We start from the raw sequence: 19918 nt of genomic DNA, 5'->3' as shown, positions 1-19918 counted from the left end.
GCGAAGTCAGTTGACCAGGGACCGGCGGGGATATGACCACGGAAGATCAACGATCATGCCCCCGTCAAAGCAACGCGTTGTTTCCGGACAGCTTCCTCGCGCCCGCTACCGCAACGCCCGGATCCTCATCGTCGACGAACCCACCTCCGCCCTCGACGCGAAGGCCGAACTGGAAGTCTTCGACCAGATCCGCAAGCTTGCCGACGGCGGCCAGACCGTCATTCTGATCACCCACCGCCTCGCCTCCGTCCGCCACGCCGACCTCATCCACGTCCTCGACAAGGGCGAGTTGGTCGAGTCCGGCACCTTCGAAGAACTCCTCGCCCCGTCGGCGGCCGGGGCGTTTCGTGAGCTGTACGAGATGCAGCGTGCCCAGTTCCAGGACGCCGCCCTGCCCTCCCCCCGCCAGCCGGCCGACGCGGAGGAAGGGAGCGCCACCCGGTGAGTAACGCCCCGGCGGGAAAGAGCCTGTGGCGGCACCGGGACTTCGCCCGATACTTCGGCGCGAACGCGGTCGACCTCGTGGGCAGCGGCGTCACCTCGGTGGCCCTGCCGCTGATCGCCGTGGTCTCGCTGCACGCCTCGGTGTGGCAGGTATCCCTCCTGGCGTTCGCCGAGCGGCTGCCGCCGCTGCTGTTCGCTCTTCCCGCCGGAGCCCTGGCCGACCGCCACCGCAAACGCCCCGTGATGATCGGCGCCACCCTCGTCTCCGGCCTGGTCCTCGCCGTCATCCCGCTGACCGACGCCGCCGGTCGCCTGTCGCTGGAGGTGCTGTACGCGGTCGCCCTGGTTAATTCCACGGCCCTCGTGTTCGGCTCCACCGCCCGCATCAGCTACCTCCCCTCCCTGCTGCCCCGCCACCGCCTGCTGGAGGCGAACGCGAAGGCAGGCGCGATCTCGTCCCTGGCTGACAGCACCGGCGCCCAGCTCGGCGGCGCGGTCGTCGCCGCCCTCGGCCCGGCCCGCGCCGTCTACCTCGACGTCGCCTCCTACCTCGCCTGCGCCCTCCTCATCGGCAGCATCCGCACACCCGAACCCAAGCCGCACCGGCCCGCGCAGACGACCACCTTGCGGCGCGAGATGAAGGAGGGCGTGCTGTACGTGGTGCGCCACCCCACGATCCGGCCGCTGCTGCTGACCGGCACGGCCTTCACCGCCGTTTTCGCCGTGCTCACCACGATCTGGTCTGTGTACCTGCTGCGCGACCTGCACTACTCGGCGACCGCGCTGGGCACCCTGCTGAGCGTGGCCGCGCTCGGCGGCGTCGCCGGCGCGCTCGTCGTCCGCCCGCTCGTGGCCCGATACGGCCCGGCCCGGGTCATGCTCACCGCCCTGGCCATCCTCCCCCTCACCGAACTACCGATCGTGCTGGTCGAGCCCGGCCGACTTGGGCAGGTGGCCGTCGCCGCGGGACTGTTCGTCCAGCTGGCGGCTGCCACCGCGCAGGGGTCCACCCAGCGCAGCATCCGCCAGGCCGTGTGCGAGCCGGGCATGCAGGGCCGGATGCTCGCCACCGGGCAGTGGATCACCTACGGCACCCGCCCGCTCGCCGCCCTCGCCGCCGGGGCGGCCGGCACCTGGATCGGCGTGTGGAACACCCTCGCCCTCGGCACCGCCGCCCTCACCATCCCGTTCGTCGTGCTGTTCGCCTCCTCGATCCGGACTATGCACCACGTTCCCGACACAGCCCCCGCCCCTCACCCCCGCCCGGAAGGAGAACCGGCATGACCACCGACGAGATCGACAACCCAGCCGCCTACTGGGGGAGACTGTGGGCATCCGGTCGCCGCTACAGCCCGCTCACCGACGCCGAAACCGCGCTCCTGGCCCAGTACACGGGCCCTGGCCGTGGGCGCCTCGCGCTGGACATCGGGTGCGGCGACGGCGCGCTGACCCGTCACCTCGCCCATCTCGGCTACGAGGTCACGGGCTTGGACTGCACTCCGGTCGCCCCCGCTCTTGCCGAGCCGACCGCCGGGCCGGTGCAGTACTGCTGCGCGGACATCGAGGCCGTGCAGCCTCCGCCCCTGCCGCAGCGCGCCTTCGCGCTGATCACCGCGCGGCTGCTCTTCGCGTTCATCAAGGACAAACCGTCCTTCCTCGACCGCGTGCGCAGCCTCCTGGACTTCGGCGGCGTCTTCTGGCTGGTCACCCCCATGGCCGACCGCCTTCCCCCCGAGCACGCATCGATTGGGATCACTGGCCTGGACGAGGAGTTGTTGACCAGCCGGTGGGGCACGGTCCGCGCCGCGGACCTGGGGACGCTGCGCTGCTACGCCCTCCGGGCTCCGAGCGCCGACGACACGGAGACAAGGGGACACGGATGAGCGACACGGCCGATCGCCAGGTGTGGAAGGACTTCGGGCGCTATCACCTCGATCGCGGAACCAATCCGCCCGAACCTCAGCGCGCCAACTGGACGTTCTGGGACGGAGGGCCCGGTGACGAAGTACTCGGTGACCTGGCCGGCCGCCGGGTCCTCGACATCGGCAGCGGCACCGGCCGCTATGCCGTGCACCTCGCCCGCGCCCACGGCGCGGTCGTCGACGCGGTCGACGGCTCCCCCACCCAGCACCAGCGGGCACTCGACCGCTACAGCAAGGACGAGCCGGGCGTTCGTTTCATCCTGGCCGACATTCTCGAGCACCTCCGCCTAGAGACAGAGCCGTACGACGTCGCGTACGCCATGCACTCCTTCGGCTTCGTCGACCCCCATCAGCTCCTGCCGGCGCTCGCGCCCCGGATCCGGCCCGGCGGACGCCTGGTCTTCTCCGTGCTGCACACCAACCGGGACGGCCTCGGCCCGTCCTCGACCGTCCAATCGCGCCCCGAAGGCGTGCGTCTGGGTGATGACGGCATGCTGACGACCTCGATGTGGGTGCTCACCCCGGCCCTGTGGGAGGACCTGCTGGTGGAGGCCGGGTTTCTCGTCGAGGACGTCGCTGTTCTGCCGTCGCCCGCGGCTGACGACCCGGTGACCTGCCAGCTGATCACCGCCCGCCGGTGCGCTCGGGTGACCAGCCGGCCGCGCACGACGGCCCCACCGGTCGCCCAGACCGCTCTGGGGGTGTGCGTGATCGTCACCGATGCCGAGGGGCGGGTTCTTCTGGGTCTGCACCGGTCCGGGGTGTGGGAGTGCCCCGGCGGGAAGGTCGAGCCCGGGGAGTCCCTTGAGGAGACCGCGGTCCGTGAGCTGCGCGAGGAGACGTCGCTGTCCGCTCAGACGGACAAGGTGGAGGTGATCGCGCTGCTGCTCGACGAGGTCGGCGGCACCAACCGGGCGACCGCCGTCGCGGTGGTCGCCGTGCACGCGGGGACCCCTACGGCGGTGGAGCCAGAGCTGGTGAGCCGGTGGGAGTGGGCGAGGACGGACGCGCTGCCAGGGCCGCTCTTCGTGCCGTCCGCGCAAGCCCTACGGGCGTGGCAGCCGGGGCTGGGCATTGATCACCCGCCCGCCCGTGTGTACCGGCTGGACCCTGGCGATCGGTAGCGGAAAGCGCAGCTTCCGCTGCGGGAGGTTGGGTACGCCAAAGGCCCCCAGCATCGGCAATGAGTAGGGGCCTGGCGTGCGCCTCTTGGAGAAGGTGCCTGGTCAGCGTAACAGCGGCAGGGGTGGTTGGCGCTTGGGCGGCGTTCGGGCGGCCCGGCAGTATTCTGCTATCCCAACGTTGTGGATAGTGGAAGGGTCTGTTGTGGGGAAGCCGCTGATCGTCGGCCGCAAGGAGTTCGCGCGGCTCTTTGATGTCGCGCCGACGTCCGTGAGTGATCGGTGGGTTCCGCGCGGCCTGCTGAAGTACGAAGATGCCGCGATCGTCTCCGGGAAGCCGTACTGGCCGGGAGGGCTGGCGGCGGCGTTCCAGACGCCCACCGGCCGGGCGAAGCTCAATGAGACCGTTCTGGCGCAGCTGATGGAAGCCCAGGGTGCTACGACCAAGCCCCTCACCAAGGGGGATCTGCCGGCGCTCGTCGGCTATCAGGAGTACGCGGCCCTGTTCGACGTGACGCAGGAGCACATCGCGGCGGCGATGAAGAAGAAGTCGCCGATCCTCGCACCGGTCGACTACACGATGGAGGGGCCTGGGGCTTCGAAGTTGTGGCTGCTGGACTCGGTCCTCGGGCACGTGGAGACGACGTTGAAGCTGACCCGGCAGGACCGGTGGGCGCTGCAGGAGGATGTCGCCAAGGCGCTGGGTGAGAAGGCGTATGAGGGTCCGGGGTCGAAGATTGTCGCCCGCGGGGCCAAGGCACGGGCCAGCAAGGATTGAGGCACGGATTCGTGGAGTTGACCCCCCACGGATGGATAGTAGAATATAACTATGAAGAGGGCGACTGACGGCCGCCCCTCTTCGTGGCGCAGAATAGGTGTTCACTTGAAACAGGAGGGGAGAGATCGTGACGACCATGCAACTCGAACTACCCATGGCGCCACTCCGTCAGCCGGAACCAGTCGGTCCGGGTGAGGCGCGGAGCATCCAGGAGCGTTTCGAGGCATTCCATGAACTCAACCCCTGGATCCTGGAACACCTGGAGACCCTGACCGCCGACTGCGTTGCGCGCGGACTTCCCCGCGTCGGCATCGGCATGCTGTTCGAGGTTTTGAGGTGGCAGTACGGCCTGGCCACCCTCGGCGAGCCGTGGCGCCTCAACAACAACTTCCGGTCGCGGTACGTGCGCCGCATTCTGGAGCGCCATCCCGAGTGGGGCACCCTGTTCGAAACGCGGGCGCTTCGCGAACCCTGCAAATAGGTGTTCACCTAACAGCCTCTTGGAGAAGTGAATGTCCCAGTCCGTACCAAAACTGCGCACCCGCAAGCCCACATGCGTCGTCCCCTACCCCCTGGTCCTACTGGAGGGCGAGGAGAAGGGCGGCAAGACCTTCGAGGCCGCCAAGTTCACCGGCTCCCCTCACATCGGGACGGTGTACTGGCTAGAGCTCGGCGAAGACTCCGCCGACGAGTACGGAGCCGTCGAAGGCGCCGACTACGAGATCATTCAGCACAACGGCACATACCTGGACATCATGGGTCAGGTGGAAGCCGTGCGCGCCGAGTCCAAGCGGGCGGCGGCGGCCGGCGAGAAGCCCGTGGTCCTGGTCATCGACTCGGTATCCCAGTTGTGGCGCATGCTCGTGAACTGGACGCAGGACCGCGCACGGCGCAGCAACGCTGGTCAGAAGTCTCTGCGGTTCGACCCGGACGCGGAGATCAAGCCGGGCATGAACCTGTGGAACGACGCAGCCGAGCGGTGGCACCGGCTGATGTATCTCCTGCGCACCACGCCCGGGATCGTGATCCTGATCGCGCGGGGCAAGGAGGTTCAGGCCCTGGACGGCGCGGGCAACCCGATACCGAACACCAAGACATGGCGGGTGGAAGGCCACAAGTCGCTCGCGTTCGACTCCACAGTGTGGGTCCGGATGCTGCGGGGCGACGACATCGCCTACGTGGTGGGAGCCCGCTCGCTGAAGTTCAAGGTCCCGCGCGAGGGGAAGCCCCTGAGGGTGCCCGACTTCTCCTTGGAGAAGCTGATCTTCCAGATGATGGGCTGCACGCAGCACGCCGCGCCCCAGGCGACGCCCCAGCTCGTCGGCGACCTGGCCCAACCGTGGGTCGAGAAGGCGGAAAAGACCGCCAAGGAGGACGGCCTCGAGGGCCTCAAGAAGCTGTGGAAGACCGTGGGGGAAGACGAGTCCCTGTCCCGGGATGAGATCAACGTGATCCGGGCTGCGATGGAGCGCGAGGCGGCGGCACTGACCAATCCGCCGAAGCTGGACGACCCGACGAGCGATGCAGCCCGCCTGCGGGCGGCCGCCGCCGAGGAAGAGCAGGAGCGCGAGCGCAATCCGTTCGATGACCTCCTGCCCGCTGCGGCCTGACCTCGCTCCTCCTCCTCCTCCTCCTCCTTCTGTGCTGCCGGGCCAGCCCCAGCGGGCGGCCCGGCATGCCCTCTTGGAGATCCACGTGACCGCAATACCCCCCGCCCAGCTGGCACCCCCCTCCATCTGGACCGCCGCCACAGCGGTCGATGCTCGGCGCCCTCGATCGCAGCAAACACAGCTGGGCGCCTCGGACACGGTGTGCCAGCGCCGTGCCGGATACGTCGTGCACCAGGTGCCGCGCACCGATACCCCTGACACCCGGCCCGCGATCCTCGGGACCTACATCCACACCGGCCTTTTGGAGTCCGCACGCACCGAATACGGGTGGCTGGTGGAACGCCTCGTCGAGGATGACCGGATCCGCGGACACATCGACGTCGTGCAGCTCGACGCCGCGACCGCTGCCCGCTTGCCCAAGCGGCACCGGCCGGTGGAACCCGCCCAGGCGGTGACCGTTGAGGACGTGAAGACCAAGTCCTCCGCTGTCTGGGACCGGGTCCTTCGGTACGGGCCGACCCCGGCCGAGATGCGCCAGGTGCTCCTCTACGCCGATCTGCTGCGGACCACCGGCTTCGCCGACGTCCCCGGGCAGCGGTACCTGCACCGGCTCGGCCCGGTGGACGTGCAGCGGATCCGCTTCCGGTTCGTATGCCGGGACAACGGCGAGGAAGACATTCAGGAGTTCGACTTCGACCCGTGGCTCGCGGAGCAGGCCCGTTGGTGGGTGGACCGGGTTCTGGAGGCCGCTTGTCCGGATGAGCTGACTCGCGACCACGACGGCCCGGGGCTTTCAGTCAAGAACCTGTGTGACTTCTGCCCTTGGGCCTCGGCGTGTTGGCCGGGCCGAGCGCCCGGCCGCCCGGTGCAGACCATGTTGGTCCATGATGACGAGGACCGGGCCAAGGTCCTGGCCGGCTACGTGCGCGACCGCGAACGCATCAGCCAGGCGAACAAGCGCCAGGTGCTGCGCCGGGCGATGATCGATGATTCCCCCGAAGGCATCTACGGGGCGAACAAACTGGGCTGGTCGGGCGGCAAGCCGAAAGACGAGGTCGACGTGGAAGCCCTGGTCGACACGTTCGAGAACGCCGACCTGGCCGTCCCGATGAGACCCGACGTGGACCGCATGGTGAAGGTGGCGCGCCGAGCCGGTGTGGCCGTGCCCTTGCGCACGTCGGCACGTCGTAAGACGCCTCGTTCCATCAACGTCACCCGCGCACCTAAGCGCGCCTGACACCCCCTCTGGAGACCCCGCACCAGGCCGGTGCGGGGGTTTCCGCCTGCTTCCCCTCAACCAGCTCCTGCATCGCCCTGGAGGCCCTGCGTGTCCATTCTCCGCCGCCGACTCACCGAGGGCTTCACGGTGATCTCCAACGCCACCTTGGAGGACTCTCGGCTGAGCTTCCGCGCGCGGGGCATCCTCGCATTCCTCCTGTCGAAGCCGGACGGCTGGATCGCCCGCACGGAGGCGATAGCCACCCAGGGGAAGGAAGGGCGTGACGCGGTCCGCAACGCGGTGAAGGAGCTGAAGGAGGTCGGCTACTACCGGGTGGTCACGGAGCGGCTCCCCAACGGCCAGATCGCCCGCTACACGGAGGTCTTCGACATAGCGCAGGAGTGGGTGGCCGAGGAGTACCGGCGCACCGAGACCCGGCGGCTGGCTCGAAAGCTGGGACGGACGCTGGAGCAAGAGGTGGCGATAACCGGGGGCACCGAAGACGGGTATTCAGGCATCGGGGAACCAGCCGCAGGCGAGTCAGGCATTTTTGGTAGTAACCACAGTGAATACCCACAGGAGAAGATTCCCCCTACCCCCTCGGGTTCAGTTGAGGCCGAGTCGGGTGAGGCACCGTCTCAGGACCAGGGGGAAGTAGCTGTTGTCGGCCCGGAGGCGCCGGGGTGCGCCACTCACCGGGAGGCTCCGGGGCGGTCTTGTCGCGGTTGCGGAACGAACCCCAGAGCGGCCCGGGAGGCCCAAGAACGGGCACATAAGGAAACGGGCATACGGGCGGCGCGGGAGGCCAACGAGCGGGTACTGGCTGCGGTGCGCGAGCGGCCCGGCGGGGGTGAGCTATCCGAGGTGGCCAAGGCTCGACTCGCTCAGATGCGCCGGGCCCGTCGTGAACGCGCAGAGGCGTCAACGACGAGGCCAAAATAGGTGTACAGCTATCTGCATCAAGGGTTGAGAGTGCGGAGTTGCCACCCCCAATATTGATAGTAGAATATACCTAAAGGGCAGGGAGATTGCAGACTGCCTTGGGGTTCGAGTTGGAAGTTTTCCGGACGCGCCCCTTTAATAGGTGTTCATCTGAAAGGAAATGCTTGTGTCTGGGACGACCGTCGAGGCCATCACCGCCATCCGCGCCGAGTACGGTGCGCGCGAGCTTGAGGCGCTTCGCACGTATGGCGATGTGGTGGCCGCACTCGAAGCCTCCGGTCTGCCCACGTACGTGGAGACGCGCGGCGGCCTCGCCCTCTGCTCGATGACCCCTGACGGCTCCTTGCTCGTCGTCGCCAGCGAGGAAGCCCTGCCCTCCGACCGCTCCCAGCTTTCGGGCTGGCATCTCTCACACTGCCCCGAGGACAGCCCGGCCGTTCCGTGGCGCTGCACCGCGTACGACACCGTGCCCGCCGCCTACTCCTTCAAGCCGTGCGGGGATCTGGCGCTGGAGCCGCTGATCGCCGCGGCGCTGGCCCACCTGGCCACCTGCCCCCGCTTCGGGGGCGCCTGATGCTGTCGCATTCAGATGACGATGCCGCCATGGCGGCACGGGACTTCTTCTCTCCTGCCGAGCTGCTGACCTTCATCGACCTCCCCGACACGTACGCCAGGGAGACCTGGGGGCGGGAGGCCTTCGCGGCCAGGAACGACCAGTTCCGCGTCCGTCGGCTTGAGTTCGAACCGGATCCGGGATGTGTGGCCACCTGGACGCCATCACCTTGCGGCTTCCGCTACGAGCTCGCCATCCCCGGCGGGCCGCGCTGGAACTCCTTCACCTGGCGCGAGGTGGCCGCGCGCATCCACGAACGGTTGACGCCGCACCGATACAGCCGGCTGAAGAAGGCCGTCGATGCCTTGCGGGCGCACGAGCGCGCGTATGTGCCGTCCTGCGCGCCCTACCGCTCCGTGGAGGTGTGGGCCCAGCTGTCCGCCGAACCGTGGTCCCGCCGCCAGAGCGAACTCGAACTGTCCGCCGCGTGCGCGAAGTACGCGATCCTCCCCGCCGTTCAGGGCCACCCGGCCCTTTTCTGAGCCCCCTCCACCCGGAAAGCCCAGCCCTGTGATCGACTCGACCGCCTCTTCCGCCTGGACCGACAACGCCCCCTGCGGGGGCCGTACCGAATACGTGCCCGACATTGAACTCCTGAAGAGCCTGAAGCGGCTCAAGGAGTCATGCGGACCGCTGATGGATACGTGCACCGCGTGCCCGTTTCTTCTCGAATGCTTCGAGCGGGTGCGACCGAAGGCCAGCCGGTTCGACGGGGTATGCGCCGCGCGCCTGTGGGTCAACGGGCGCCTGGTGGATGAGGCGGCGGGTGCTCCACCCCTGCCCGAGGAGAAGTCCCACGCTGGCACGTGCGGCTCGAGCACCGGGGTCAAGAGGCACCGCCGGCTCGGCCAGACGCTCTGCGGGCCATGCAGGGTGGTGGCCCAAAGGTCGGAGAGCCGCAGGGCCGGGCAGGCGACGCTTCGTCGGCGGCCAGCGGCCGAGCCGGCTGCGGCGTAGGAGGCCAACCGACGGCGACCTGCCGCGCCCATCCCTGCGGGGCTTTTGACCTGCGGAAACGAGTTTGACACCCCCCATGAAGATAGTAGAATCTAACTAACGAAAGGGAGGAAAACCCTCCTCACCACCAATCAGGAGAAGAGCGATGTCCGACATCCCCGCGATTTTGACGTTCACCGCGGCCAAGTCCCAGTTCCAGCTCCTCACTGCCACCGGCCGCTACGGCGAACACCGGCTGACAGAGGAAGCCTTCACCTGGAGCTACACCCTCACCCCCACCGACGGCCGCAAGATCACCGTGCGCGCGGGCTTTCGTGAAGTCGCGGAGAAGATCGCCCAGGCCGTCGAGAACGCCATCGACCCCGACCCGGCGAAGGTCCGCGCCATCGCGGCCGAGGCCTACCGCGCCCACCTTGCCGCCGCCCGCGACAGCGCCCGCCGCACCTGAATCGGAGAACTAAAGATGATCACCGCTACCGATCCCATGACCGACGACTCGGCAACGCTCTCCCTCGCCCTCACCTACGGCCTCACCGCAGAACAGGCCCAGGAGGCCATGACGGCCCTGACCCGCAATGCGCTCAACACCTGGCACGGCGTGGCCGCGCGATACGGAATCGACCCCAACGAGCTGGACGCCGCGTGTGACCACTTCTCCGCCCTCATCAGCTCGCAGGCATGCCGCGACGCGGAGGACTTGGCAGCCGGCACGGTGCTGCGGGCGGCGACGGAGGCTCCGCCCCGCCCCGGGCGCCGCCCTCGCGCGATCAGGACGAACCGGCCCCCCGTCCACATCCGTTACTAGGCGCACACCCTGCTGACGTAGCGCCCCGCTCGCCGTGAGGCGCCGCCCCCTCACCAACGACGACCTTGCCGCACACCCCAACAGTTGGGCCCCAACGAACCCCCGACGACGCAGAAGGAGCCCCGATCCCGTGCTGAACCGACTGCTGCCGCTCAAGGACGTCGCCGACATCATCGACGACCTCGGCCTGACGGGCGACCAGACCCGGCGCGCCTCCGCCACTGTCCAACTCGTCGCGTTCCGGGCATGGATACACCGGGCGCCCGCCAAGGCCCGGCAGGACTTTGAGGGCTTCGCGGCCGCGGTGCCCTCCTGCCACTGGCCGCTGATGTTCGAGGTGTGCGCCCTGCGGCTGCTCGGCCGGCGGAGCGAGGCCAAAGTTCTCCTCGACGCCGCTCAGGCACTCGAGGTCCTGCACGCCGACCGTCGGGTCGACGCTGCCCCAACCCGCCCTCACAGGGCACCGAATGAGGAAAATACATGAGCAAGAGCACGTACACCGTCGGGGACCGAGTCAGACTCCGCACCGTCGGCGGGGACCTGGTTCGCTACGGGGACAAGCCCGCCCGCTTCCACATCACGGCAGTCGACAAGGTTGCCGGGGTCGGCCTGTGGTACCGGCTGGAGAGCAAGCGTGAACCGCTTCAGCAGATTTACGGCGGCTGGTACCCCCCGGCGCGCGTCAGCCCCATCACTCCACCGACGCCCAAGCTCGCACCCCGCCCGCCCTTGCTGCACCGCGCGCCCGCACCGGCGCCGAAGCTCGTGGCCCAGCCATCCCCGCTACGCCGCATGCCCGCGCAGGCTCTGATCGTCACACGGGACGGCATGATGCGTCCGATGCTCTGGACCCCGGCCATTCAGAGCCACGTGATCAGGAAGATGGTCGGCGACACCTTCGCCGCCTCCCCTGCCGGCGAAGACGCTTGGTGCCTGGCTCGCTTCGTCCCGCTCTACCTGGGGGCGCCTCACAACGATGTGGCCTGCGGCATACTCGCCGCACTCGCGGGCGATATGCACGGCTGCGGGAGTCCCATCGGGCATGTTCACCGATCGGCCCTCTTCGTCGGCCCCCAGCGGGCGGACGGTGGGTACGACCCGCTGTCCAGCAGCGCGCTTGCCGAGATCCGCCGAGTCGTCGGCTGACACCTCACCCCCCGCTTGACGTGCTGAAACGCGGTTGACCCCACCCTGAAAGGTAGTAGAATATAACCACAAGGAGGGGGTCACCCTCCTTGCCGGGCGCGGCCGAACAGGCCGCGCCCCTTCACCCCCATCACTCCAGGCCACCCGGCCTGCTTCGCCATGCCCGCAGAACAGGAGCACCACGCAATGACCACCACCGCACAGCCGCTCGGCCTCGGCTCTCGGGCCCTCGCAGAGGCCATCGCGGACCGGCTGCCCGACCAGTACACGCTGAGCCTCGACTACGAAATGGCTCTCCTGATCACCGACATCCTGTCCGCACCGCTGGGCATGCCCGTCTCCAAGGACATGGTGGCCGACGATGCCCGGCGGCTGCTCGCCGCGATCGCCACCGACCTCGACCTGCCCGTCCGGCCCGTCGACGACATGCCGACCATCCGCCACCACACCTCCTCCGTGTACATCCAGGTCGTCGCCCTGGCCGACGGCCGCACCGACACCGTTCAGCTCCTCAACGAGCTGCCCGACTATGACGAGCTGCGGCCCATGCGCACCGTCTGGCAGGCCCAGCTCCCGCAGCCCGGCTCCACCATCCCCACCGACGGCGTACGGGCCATCGACCTTCTCCTGTCCAACTCCACCGCGCACGAGGACCCCGAGCAGTGGGCCGACGGCATCGATGCCCTGCTGACCTTCGACGACCCCGACAGCGAGGATCGCGCGTTCCTCCGGCGCATCGAAGCGGCCCTCATCACCGCAGGGCACTTCGATGCCCGCACCCAGCCGACCCACTGCCAGGGGTGGGGAGTCGGCCTCACGCACGACGGCGTATGGCATGGCGTCGTCGGCTTCACGGACGGCTGGCATCACATCAGCACGCACCCCGCCGACGGCAGCGAGTGGCAGGACGACGGAGTCGTCGCCCTGCTGGGCGCCAGCCCGCAGCAGATCGCCGACCTGTTCCGGCACAACCTGCCCGACTGACACCCGCCCGCGCCCCGCAGCCGGCGCACCCACGCCTTACCGTCTCCGAATCCGGAAGATCCATGCGACCTGAACAGATACTCGCCGCCCTGGACGAGGCCGTACGTCCCCACCCCCGCACAGACAACTGGGGTGCAGGCGCCGCTGACGCCGCTGCCGACGCCCGCGCCCTCATGGCCGGTGTCCGCTTGCAGGCCATCCCGGCCGCCGATCTCGACGCGCTCACGCCCGTGATGCGCGCATGGGCCAGCCACGATCCCCACTGGCGCGATGAGCCCTACGCCTCCGGCTACCGGCGCATCCAAACCGAAGTCGTGCAGGTGCTCAACACCGTCCCCTCCAGCGTCCACCACTACCTCCGGGCCTTGCTGGCGCGCGGCGCCCGCCACCTCGCCCCAGAGGGTTACATCTTCCGGTGGCCCAGCGCCCTCCTGTTGGCCGCGCTCTGCGACCCGTCCACGGTGGTGCCGCCCGTACCTGGTGAGACGCGGGTGCACTGGCAAGCCCGCGCCGCCCTGGCAGTGACTGCCCAGGAGGCGCAGCGCCTGTCCGCCCAAGTGGCCGATCTCCAGGGGCGCCTGGACGTGCTCACCGAGTGTGCCAGCCGAGCCGTTCAGGCCAACGGCAGCCTCCCCACCCTGCGCGCTCTTGCCGACGCGTTGAACGACCAACCCGAAACCAACGAGAACAGCCACTGATGTCGGCAACCGTCTCCTCAGCCTCCACCACTGGTGCGCCCGCCACGCGGCGGGCGCACCGGGAAGAGAAGGACACCACGATGGTCACCGGCACTTGGCTGGTCCGCTTCCAACATTCCGCAGGCTCCCTCTGGGAGTACGTCATCCCCGTGGGCGATGCACCCACGGCCGCGCAGGCCCGTGCGTCCGCCGTCATCCGGCACACTGACACCCTCCTGCGGTACGGCCGCAATATCTCCTGGCGCAACATCACGGTGACCGCCGTGCAGTTCCGCCCCGAGACCCTTTCCCGCGAGCGGGCGACGGCCTGGGTGGCGCTCCGTGAAGCAGGCGCCCTCTACCCCAACGGCGGTTGGCGCTCCTCCTCCGGCGCGCACGGCCTTAAGCCCTGGGAAGCCCGGAACGAGGGCTGGCGCCAAATCCTGCGGGAACGGCACGAGGAGTTGCGCGCCCAGGTTCTCGGTCACGGGCCGTCCTTCCCGGCCGTGCTGACGGCTCTGGCCGGCACGCCTCAGGGCTGGGACCTCGCCCCCTACACAGACCCGTCAGGCCGTGTCAGCTGGGCCGCCCTGATCGGTGACATCAAGAAGGCCGGAACAACGACCGTCTTGCGCACCCCCTACGGCGTGCTCTGGATCGACGGCTGACCTCCCCGACCGCGCACAAGCCCCACCACCACCCCAACCACCGCAAAGGACCCCGCCATGCACGCTTCACCGCCCCTCCCGACCCCCAGCCCGCTTCCGCACACCGACACGGCCCGCGACCTCATCCACGCCACCGCAGCTCGCCTGGGCATAGACCCGCAGGTGCTCTTCGACGCGGCAACACGTGGAGCGGATCGCCTGCTGCACCACCTTGTGTCCGGTCATCGCCCCCTGGGGCCCGGCCATGTGGTCGTGACGGTCTCCTGCCAGATCTCCGGACGTGAGCCACTGCACGCACAAGCCCTTGCCGACCTGGTCACCGCCACCTGGACGCCGCACAGCGAATTCGAAGGCTTCCTCACCGTGCGCGCCATCCTGGCCGCAGCCCTGGCGACCGCCGCGCCGACCGGCATCACGGCCCGGCACCTCGTGCGCGACTCCTGCACCGTCCGGGCCTGGGCCGTCACCAGCCCGACCCTGACACCCATGCCTGAAGCCGAGGTCTTCGACGCCTACTGCACCGACCCCCAAACCGGGGAGCCCATGCCGCCGGAGTACGGCGTCACCTACCGGGCCGGTTTCCCCATCCCGTTCCCCTAACCTGCCGCCGCCTGACCGGCCAGCCGCTCACTTGGGCCGCCGGCCAGCCGCCGCCCCCCTCCTTCTCGACGCACGGAAGACCTCATGCCCCACGACAGCACCGAGCCTGCCGCCCTCGCCCACCTCGCCGCCCAGATCGCCCTGAAGTGCATGCAGCAGTGGGAGAACGACAACCCCCGCACAGCCGACTACCGAGCCAGCGACAGCCTGTACCACCTCCGCCGGGCCGTCTCGGCCCTAGGCCACCTGCGGGCTGGCACCCACGGGGCCGAGCGCCAGGCCGCGCTGGAGAAGTTCAGCCGCTCACTCGACTGACGGCCTAAGACCTGCCTCAGCACCCCCTTGACCTGGGAGTTCAGGGATTGACCCCACCCCAAATGATAGTAGAATATAACTAAAAGTTGAGGGGGAACCCTCGCAAACGAACAGCCGAACAACAGGAGCACCCACAATGACCGACCTCGCCGACGCCACCAGCCAGACCCTTACCGTCCGCATCAAGGGCAGCAAGCTGAAGGCAGCCCTCCGCGTCGGCCCCACCGAGATCCACACCTTCGACATCGTCGCCGTCAACCAGGTCGACGAAGAGGTTTGGTTCACCCTCGACGGCCCCGACGGCGCGCCCCTCGACGCGAAGAGCGCCGACGCCATCGGCATGGGCTTCTAACCCGCCAACCACACCCGGCCTCACAGCCGCGCGGCGCAACGGCCGGGGCGCAACAGCCAGCCGCGCCCCGGCCATCCACCGCCGACCCCGGCCAAGACCTCACCCGCACAGCCCTCGGCCCAGCCCGCCGTCCTGCCCCGCGATCCGCGCCGGGCAGGCGAAGCACGCCCACCACCCACCACCCACCACGAAGAGTGACGCAGAGATGACTCAACTCGACCTTTTTGCTAGCCTCACGGCCCCCGCCGAACCGCCTCGCCCGCCCCGCGCCCCCATGCCCGCGGCCTTCACCAAACCCAGCGCCCCGGCCACCCCGGTCCCTGCCGCACCTCAGGCCGCCCCCCGAGCGCAAGAAGCGGTCCGCTCCCTGCCCCCTCGCCTCCCCAGCAACCCAGACAAGGCAGCACAGCGGATCGGGGAGGCCGTCGCCTCCACCTGGAACCGGCAACACGGAGGCACCGCGATCGAAGTGCCCATCGGCATCGTCGCCGCCCTGGCCCTCATACGCACCAAGGACCCCAAGGGCCCGAATCTCGCCCACCAGATCCTCGCCCAGAACGACACCCAGCTGATCCAGATGTACCGGGACATCTGGTCCACCCACTGGATACAGCGCCCCGACCTCATCGACCGGGCCCGCATTCTCCACGAGTGGCTGAACGACAACGACCACGACAAGCACCGCCTGTACGTCACCCGCGCCGTCACCAAGGCCGCGCTGACCTCCGGGCTCCTCGACCTCACTGGCCACAAGGACCCCTTCTTCCGAAGTGCCGCCGACGTCCTCTCGCCCACCATCACCGCGCTGCGCTCGCACGGCGCCCAGCAAGGTCTCGGCGAGCACCACACCCCGCCACCCATAACCGACTGCATCGCCGAGATGATGCTGCAAGAGCTCTCCGCCGGCATGCTCGACGACAAGTTCGACAGGCTCCAGCCCGGCGAACACATCCACGACCCTGCCTGCGGCAGCGGAGGCATGCTGCGCGCCGCCGCCCAGAGCCTCCGCCAACGCGGCGCGGATCCTGCGCGCTTCCGGTGGTCGGGAGTCGATATCGATGAGATCGCCGCCGCGTGCGCGGCCGTCAACGCGATCATCTGGAATCTCGGGCCGAACGTGACCATCGCCTGCGCCGACACCCTCACCCGGCCCAACGCGGTGTCGGAGGCCATGGAGGAAGCGCGAGCCGTCTTCGAACACCGTGACCGCATCGTCGGCCAGGCCACCATGCTCGCCGGGATACGCAAGGTCGAGGCCCTGCTGAGCCAGCCGGTGACTGCCGCATGATGGCCGTCAGCTACGGCGGCGGGGTCCAGTCGACCGCGCTCCTGGTCTTGGCCGCCCAGCGCGAAATTCCCTACCGCAACTTCATCTTCGCCAACACCGGTGACGACAGCGAAGACCCCCGCACCCTGAACTACGTCCGCCACATCGCGGCCGGCTACGCGGCCAAGCACGGCATCGACCTCCACATCCGCTAACGCCGAACCCGCATCGGCGAGCTGGAAACCCTGTGGGGCCGCATGATGCGCCGAGACTCCCGCTCCCTGCCCATCCCCGTACGGATGAGCAACGGCAAGCCCGGAATGCGTAGTTGCACCACGGACTTCAAGGTCAAGGTCATCGGCAAGTGGCTGCGCTCCCACGGTGCTAGCGCCGACAACCCCGCCACCGTCGGGATCGGCATCAGCCTCGACGAGATCAGCCGGGCCACCAACCGCCGCACCGAACCGTACGAGCGCATCCACTACCCCCTGCTCGACCTCGGACTGCGCCGCACCGACTGCATCGAGATCATCCGGGACGCGGGGCTGCTCGTGCCGCCCAAGAGCGCCTGCTTCTTTTGCCCGCTGAAGTCCCGGGAGTCCTGGGCCAAGATGCACCGCGACCGCCCCCAGCTCTTCGGCAAGGCGTGCCACCTCGAAGAGATGCTGAACATCCGCCGCCGCCTCCAGGCCAAGGACCCGGTGTTCCTCACCGCTGGCGGCCGCCCGCTCCGCGAGGCCATCACCCGCGCCCAGGACGAGCTCCCCATCGACGTCGGCTGCGACTCCGGCTGGTGCATGACCTAGCCGTCGCCCCGAACGTCACTCCCACCCTCCACCTGAACAAGGACAGCTTCGCCATGCCCGAAAACACCGTGCTCCTCGTCCAGCCCAACGGCGCGCTCACCGAACTCGACCTCGGCAACGAACCCGCCGGCCAAGCCAAGATCCTCGCCCGCAAGCTGCTCGACGCCCCTGAGGTCATCACCTACATCCATCCATCCTTCGGCAGCCTGGCCGTCATCGGCGGAAAGAGCCGGGCCATGTTCCTGCCGAACTTCTTCGCAGGCCTCGCCATCGAGGAACTGGGCGGAGGCTTCCACGACACCTCGGGCGCGATCGTCTTCACCGGCTACCTCCCCAACGGCCATCTCTCTGGACTTCCCGCCGCAGCCGCCGACCTCATCCGCGACATCTGCCCCACGGCCCTCTCATAACCGCTTCACGCCCTCCCTGCTGCCCCGACCCGCTACGCACGAAAGCACCTCGTTGACCACCACCGACGCCCCGACGTCCATCCACCTGTTCGCCGGTGGATGCGGCGACCTCGCCGGCTTCAAGAACGCAGGCTTCCGCCCCCTGCTCGGCGCCAACCACGCCCCTCCCGCCATCGCCACACTCCGGGCGAACTTCCCCGGCGTCCGGGGTGTCCTGGAGAACGTCCACACCCTCGACATGCGGCGCCTGCCCGAAGCCCGCGTCCTGGTCGGCTCGCCGATCTGCAAGGAGGCCTCACCCGCCGGGGGCCGCGCCGCCCCCAAAGCACAACTGACGCTGGACGAAGCCGAGGAGGAGAACGACGAGAACCTACCCGCGGACTGGTCCCTGACCCGGGCGACGGCATGGGACCTCCTACGCGCCACCGAGGCCGCAATCGACGCCGGCCGCCCCTTCGACGTGGTCGCCGGTGAAAACGTGCCCGGCTTCGGCCTGTCCTGGAGACTCTTCGACACCTGGCTGAATGGCTTCTACCGCCTCGGCCTGACCCCACACCTCACTTCGGTCAACGCAGCCCACATCGACGCCGGGGACAAGGGCAGCGCCCCACAGCACCGCCACCGCATGCTCTTCGCCTTCGTACGGAAAGGCCTACCGGCCCCCGACCTTCGCCCCCGTCCTCTCGCCGCCTGCCCCCACTGCGGGCCCGTGCACGGCACGCAACGGTGGGCGAAGGGAATCCGAAGGAAGATCGGCATCTATGGCACCTCGTACAAGTACGTGTGCCCGAACCGGCGATGCGGCCACCTAGAGGTGGAACCGGTAACCCGCCCCATCGGTGACTGCATCGACTTCTCCCTACCCACCCGCCGCGTCGGGGACGGCAAGCCGGGCAAGACGTTCCGGCCCTACGTCGACGAAACCCGCCGGAAGATCGACCTGGGCCGGGCCAGGTACGGCGGCAAGCCGTTCATCGCCATCATGCGCAACAACTGCGTCGCCCAGTCCCTCGACGAGCCGATCAGCACGATCACTGCCGAGGGCAACCACCACATGCTCGTCATCCCCGGCGACAGCCTCGACAACTGCCGGATACGCATGCTCTCCACCCTGGAGAAGGCCCGCGCTCAACGGTTCCCGGACCACCACCGGTTCCAGGGCAACAACACCGAGAGAACCCGCCTGATCGGCAACGCCGTGCCCGTCAACATCGCCACCTGGCATGGCCAGAAGCTCGCCGCAATCCTGTGACTGCCAGCGCCCGCCCTGACGGCGCGACCGAGCCGGGCATCACCCGCCGACCTCCCGAAGCAACCGGGCCACCCAGCAGCACCCCCTTGCCTCCGCTCCACACCCGACTCGACCACCAGGGAGAACCGTGACCACCCACGCCCCGGCGACGCCCCCATTCATCGTCACCGTTGCCCTTCCCGACAGCCTGCCCGCCAGCCGACTCAGCCCCGGCGACACCTTCGCCCTCCCCAACGACCCTGCCCCGCTCATCGTCCAAGACGCGCAGCCCGACCCCCGCGACCCGGGATACCAGCTGCTTGACCTCAACGACGACCCCCTGCCCCTGCGCATCAGCGAGAGAGCGCCCATACGGCCACTACGGCTGCCCCGCGTCTTCCTGCTGGCCTGCCAGAACTGCGGCCAGACCACCCACGCCAACGTCGACCTCGTCACCCACGGCGTGCCCGAACTCTTCATCTGCAGCCAGCACTGAGCGCCCCACTGCAAGCGACTGCCCTCTGGCCCACTCCGCCCCGGAAGCAGAAACCAGATCATGACCTATTCGCCCTCACCCAACGTCACCACCGCCCCCTTGCCCTTCACCCTCCGCACCACCAACCGCACCACCCTGAGCGTCACCGTCACGCCCAACGGCGACATCATCGTGCGCGGCCCCCTCGACACCACCAACCAGCAGGCCGCAGACCTCGTACAGCGCCGCCGCGAGTGGATATACCGCCAGCTCAGCACCCATCTCCGCACCGCCCCCCACAACCCTGAGAAGCAGCTCACCGACGGAGAGAGCTTCAACGTCTTCGGCCGGGCGCACCGCCTGCGCGTCGTCCCGAACGCCGCCCAGAACCCCCCGGTCGCCCTCCACCACCACACCCACCCGGGGCCCGAGATCCGCATCCAGCAGGCCGCAATCAACAACCCCACCGAAACAGCCCAAGCCCTAGACGAGTCATTCCGAATGCTGACGGTGTGTCCGGGAACGCAGACAGGGCGTCCAAGATCGTTGTGTGACGAACAACCTGGACGCCCTGCT

At 68.8% G+C, this 19918-nt stretch carries 27 protein-coding genes and 1 pseudogene; all 28 read left to right on the top strand.

What is annotated here, in order from left to right:
- Window positions 1-445 (top strand): annotated as a pseudogene (locus tag ACZ53N_RS33635) (hypothetical protein); the annotation flags it as partial.
- Window positions 442-1728 carry an MFS transporter gene (locus ACZ53N_RS33630; protein ID WP_469144598.1) on the top strand — a complete coding sequence of 429 codons (1287 nt, stop codon included), beginning with the start codon at window positions 442-444 and terminating at the stop codon, window positions 1726-1728. The pseudogene ACZ53N_RS33635 and the gene ACZ53N_RS33630, both read left to right, overlap by 4 nt.
- Window positions 1725-2327, top strand: coding sequence for a class I SAM-dependent methyltransferase (locus ACZ53N_RS33625; RefSeq protein WP_469144597.1), 603 nt, complete (start codon window positions 1725-1727; stop codon window positions 2325-2327). The genes ACZ53N_RS33630 and ACZ53N_RS33625 overlap by 4 nt, the downstream gene beginning before the upstream one ends.
- Complete coding sequence (locus tag ACZ53N_RS33620; RefSeq protein WP_469144596.1) at window positions 2324-3490, top strand: bifunctional class I SAM-dependent methyltransferase/NUDIX hydrolase; 1167 nt, start codon at window positions 2324-2326, stop codon at window positions 3488-3490. Before ACZ53N_RS33625 ends, ACZ53N_RS33620 begins: the two co-directional genes overlap by 4 nt.
- 202 nt (window positions 3491-3692) lie before the next feature.
- Window positions 3693-4265 (top strand): hypothetical protein, encoded by a 573-nt coding sequence (locus tag ACZ53N_RS33615; protein ID WP_469144595.1) that lies wholly within the window; start codon window positions 3693-3695, stop codon window positions 4263-4265.
- A 127-nt stretch (window positions 4266-4392) separates the two neighbouring features.
- Window positions 4393-4746, top strand: coding sequence for a hypothetical protein (locus ACZ53N_RS33610; RefSeq protein WP_469144594.1), 354 nt, complete (start codon window positions 4393-4395; stop codon window positions 4744-4746).
- A gap of 31 nt (window positions 4747-4777) precedes the next feature.
- Entirely contained in the window at window positions 4778-5875 is a 1098-nt protein-coding gene (locus ACZ53N_RS33605) for an AAA family ATPase (RefSeq protein ID WP_469144593.1), read from the top strand.
- A gap of 85 nt (window positions 5876-5960) precedes the next feature.
- The gene (locus ACZ53N_RS33600) at window positions 5961-7112 is read left to right on the top strand and encodes a PD-(D/E)XK nuclease family protein (protein ID WP_469144592.1); all 1152 of its coding nucleotides are present in this window, start codon (window positions 5961-5963) and stop codon (window positions 7110-7112) included.
- A gap of 90 nt (window positions 7113-7202) precedes the next feature.
- Window positions 7203-8036 carry a hypothetical protein gene (locus ACZ53N_RS33595; protein WP_469144591.1) on the top strand — a complete coding sequence of 278 codons (834 nt, stop codon included), beginning with the start codon at window positions 7203-7205 and terminating at the stop codon, window positions 8034-8036.
- A 166-nt stretch (window positions 8037-8202) separates the two neighbouring features.
- Window positions 8203-8610 carry a hypothetical protein gene (locus tag ACZ53N_RS33590; RefSeq protein WP_469144590.1) on the top strand — a complete coding sequence of 136 codons (408 nt, stop codon included), beginning with the start codon at window positions 8203-8205 and terminating at the stop codon, window positions 8608-8610.
- A 29-nt stretch (window positions 8611-8639) separates the two neighbouring features.
- Window positions 8640-9131: a hypothetical protein gene (locus tag ACZ53N_RS33585; RefSeq protein WP_469144589.1), complete on the top strand. Its 492-nt coding sequence runs from the start codon at window positions 8640-8642 to the stop codon at window positions 9129-9131.
- Window positions 9132-9751: 620 nt separating this feature from the next.
- Window positions 9752-10054, top strand: coding sequence for a hypothetical protein (locus ACZ53N_RS33580; RefSeq protein WP_469144588.1), 303 nt, complete (start codon window positions 9752-9754; stop codon window positions 10052-10054).
- A gap of 15 nt (window positions 10055-10069) precedes the next feature.
- On the top strand, window positions 10070-10411 hold the full coding sequence (locus tag ACZ53N_RS33575; protein WP_469144587.1) for a hypothetical protein: 342 nt from the start codon (window positions 10070-10072) through the stop codon (window positions 10409-10411).
- A gap of 130 nt (window positions 10412-10541) precedes the next feature.
- Window positions 10542-10895, top strand: a complete 354-nt coding sequence (locus ACZ53N_RS33570; RefSeq protein ID WP_469144586.1) for a hypothetical protein — start codon at window positions 10542-10544, stop codon at window positions 10893-10895.
- Window positions 10892-11557, top strand: coding sequence for a hypothetical protein (locus ACZ53N_RS33565; RefSeq protein WP_469144585.1), 666 nt, complete (start codon window positions 10892-10894; stop codon window positions 11555-11557). Before ACZ53N_RS33570 ends, ACZ53N_RS33565 begins: the two co-directional genes overlap by 4 nt.
- Before the next feature lie 186 nt (window positions 11558-11743).
- Window positions 11744-12541, top strand: a complete 798-nt coding sequence (locus tag ACZ53N_RS33560) for a hypothetical protein (RefSeq protein ID WP_469144584.1) — start codon at window positions 11744-11746, stop codon at window positions 12539-12541.
- A gap of 62 nt (window positions 12542-12603) precedes the next feature.
- Complete coding sequence (locus ACZ53N_RS33555; protein WP_469144583.1) at window positions 12604-13239, top strand: hypothetical protein; 636 nt, start codon at window positions 12604-12606, stop codon at window positions 13237-13239.
- 80 nt (window positions 13240-13319) lie between these two features.
- Window positions 13320-13886 (top strand): hypothetical protein, encoded by a 567-nt coding sequence (locus ACZ53N_RS33550; RefSeq protein ID WP_469144582.1) that lies wholly within the window; start codon window positions 13320-13322, stop codon window positions 13884-13886.
- A gap of 57 nt (window positions 13887-13943) precedes the next feature.
- Window positions 13944-14486 (top strand): hypothetical protein, encoded by a 543-nt coding sequence (locus tag ACZ53N_RS33545; protein ID WP_469144581.1) that lies wholly within the window; start codon window positions 13944-13946, stop codon window positions 14484-14486.
- Window positions 14487-14570: 84 nt separating this feature from the next.
- Entirely contained in the window at window positions 14571-14801 is a 231-nt protein-coding gene (locus tag ACZ53N_RS33540; RefSeq protein ID WP_469144580.1) for a hypothetical protein, read from the top strand.
- 136 nt (window positions 14802-14937) lie between these two features.
- On the top strand, window positions 14938-15153 hold the full coding sequence (locus ACZ53N_RS33535) for a hypothetical protein (protein WP_469144579.1): 216 nt from the start codon (window positions 14938-14940) through the stop codon (window positions 15151-15153).
- Between the two features lie 469 nt (window positions 15154-15622).
- Window positions 15623-16441 carry an N-6 DNA methylase gene (locus ACZ53N_RS33530; RefSeq protein WP_469144578.1) on the top strand — a complete coding sequence of 273 codons (819 nt, stop codon included), beginning with the start codon at window positions 15623-15625 and terminating at the stop codon, window positions 16439-16441.
- Complete coding sequence (locus ACZ53N_RS33525; RefSeq protein WP_469144577.1) at window positions 16438-16635, top strand: hypothetical protein; 198 nt, start codon at window positions 16438-16440, stop codon at window positions 16633-16635. The genes ACZ53N_RS33530 and ACZ53N_RS33525 overlap by 4 nt, the downstream gene beginning before the upstream one ends.
- Window positions 16636-16677: 42 nt before the next feature.
- Window positions 16678-17226 (top strand): hypothetical protein, encoded by a 549-nt coding sequence (locus ACZ53N_RS33520; protein WP_469144576.1) that lies wholly within the window; start codon window positions 16678-16680, stop codon window positions 17224-17226.
- Window positions 17214-17636 carry a hypothetical protein gene (locus ACZ53N_RS33515; protein WP_469144575.1) on the top strand — a complete coding sequence of 141 codons (423 nt, stop codon included), beginning with the start codon at window positions 17214-17216 and terminating at the stop codon, window positions 17634-17636. Before ACZ53N_RS33520 ends, ACZ53N_RS33515 begins: the two co-directional genes overlap by 13 nt.
- Before the next feature lie 52 nt (window positions 17637-17688).
- A complete protein-coding gene (locus ACZ53N_RS33510) occupies window positions 17689-18888 on the top strand; it encodes a DNA cytosine methyltransferase (protein WP_469144574.1) in 1200 nt (399 codons plus the stop codon).
- Window positions 18889-19015: 127 nt separating this feature from the next.
- Window positions 19016-19363, top strand: coding sequence for a hypothetical protein (locus tag ACZ53N_RS33505; protein WP_469144573.1), 348 nt, complete (start codon window positions 19016-19018; stop codon window positions 19361-19363).
- A 60-nt stretch (window positions 19364-19423) separates the two neighbouring features.
- Window positions 19424-19918, top strand: a 495-nt coding sequence (locus tag ACZ53N_RS33500; RefSeq protein WP_469144572.1) for a YgjP-like metallopeptidase domain-containing protein, incomplete at its 3' end; no start/stop codon positions are given.

The organism is Streptomyces sp. NPDC033229 (assembly GCF_055576875.1).
The sequence above is the reverse complement of the archived record's forward strand: the minus strand, read 5'-3'. Positions and strand labels throughout refer to the sequence as shown.

What these genes read in the sequence shown, in the direction of transcription:
- ACZ53N_RS33625 (WP_469144597.1), top strand. Translation starts at nt 1,725, where the DNA reads ATGACCACCGACGAGATCGACAACCCAGCCGCCTACTGGGGGAGACTG.
- ACZ53N_RS33620 (WP_469144596.1), top strand. Translation starts at nt 2,324, where the DNA reads ATGAGCGACACGGCCGATCGCCAGGTGTGGAAGGACTTCGGGCGCTAT.
- ACZ53N_RS33605 (WP_469144593.1), top strand. Translation starts at nt 4,778, where the DNA reads ATGTCCCAGTCCGTACCAAAACTGCGCACCCGCAAGCCCACATGCGTC.
- ACZ53N_RS33585 (WP_469144589.1), top strand. Translation starts at nt 8,640, where the DNA reads ATGGCGGCACGGGACTTCTTCTCTCCTGCCGAGCTGCTGACCTTCATC.
- ACZ53N_RS33580 (WP_469144588.1), top strand. Translation starts at nt 9,752, where the DNA reads ATGTCCGACATCCCCGCGATTTTGACGTTCACCGCGGCCAAGTCCCAG.
- ACZ53N_RS33575 (WP_469144587.1), top strand. Translation starts at nt 10,070, where the DNA reads ATGATCACCGCTACCGATCCCATGACCGACGACTCGGCAACGCTCTCC.
- ACZ53N_RS33565 (WP_469144585.1), top strand. Translation starts at nt 10,892, where the DNA reads ATGAGCAAGAGCACGTACACCGTCGGGGACCGAGTCAGACTCCGCACC.
- ACZ53N_RS33560 (WP_469144584.1), top strand. Translation starts at nt 11,744, where the DNA reads ATGACCACCACCGCACAGCCGCTCGGCCTCGGCTCTCGGGCCCTCGCA.
- ACZ53N_RS33555 (WP_469144583.1), top strand. Translation starts at nt 12,604, where the DNA reads ATGCGACCTGAACAGATACTCGCCGCCCTGGACGAGGCCGTACGTCCC.
- ACZ53N_RS33550 (WP_469144582.1), top strand. Translation starts at nt 13,320, where the DNA reads ATGGTCACCGGCACTTGGCTGGTCCGCTTCCAACATTCCGCAGGCTCC.
- ACZ53N_RS33545 (WP_469144581.1), top strand. Translation starts at nt 13,944, where the DNA reads ATGCACGCTTCACCGCCCCTCCCGACCCCCAGCCCGCTTCCGCACACC.
- ACZ53N_RS33540 (WP_469144580.1), top strand. Translation starts at nt 14,571, where the DNA reads ATGCCCCACGACAGCACCGAGCCTGCCGCCCTCGCCCACCTCGCCGCC.
- ACZ53N_RS33535 (WP_469144579.1), top strand. Translation starts at nt 14,938, where the DNA reads ATGACCGACCTCGCCGACGCCACCAGCCAGACCCTTACCGTCCGCATC.
- ACZ53N_RS33525 (WP_469144577.1), top strand. Translation starts at nt 16,438, where the DNA reads ATGATGGCCGTCAGCTACGGCGGCGGGGTCCAGTCGACCGCGCTCCTG.
- ACZ53N_RS33520 (WP_469144576.1), top strand. Translation starts at nt 16,678, where the DNA reads ATGATGCGCCGAGACTCCCGCTCCCTGCCCATCCCCGTACGGATGAGC.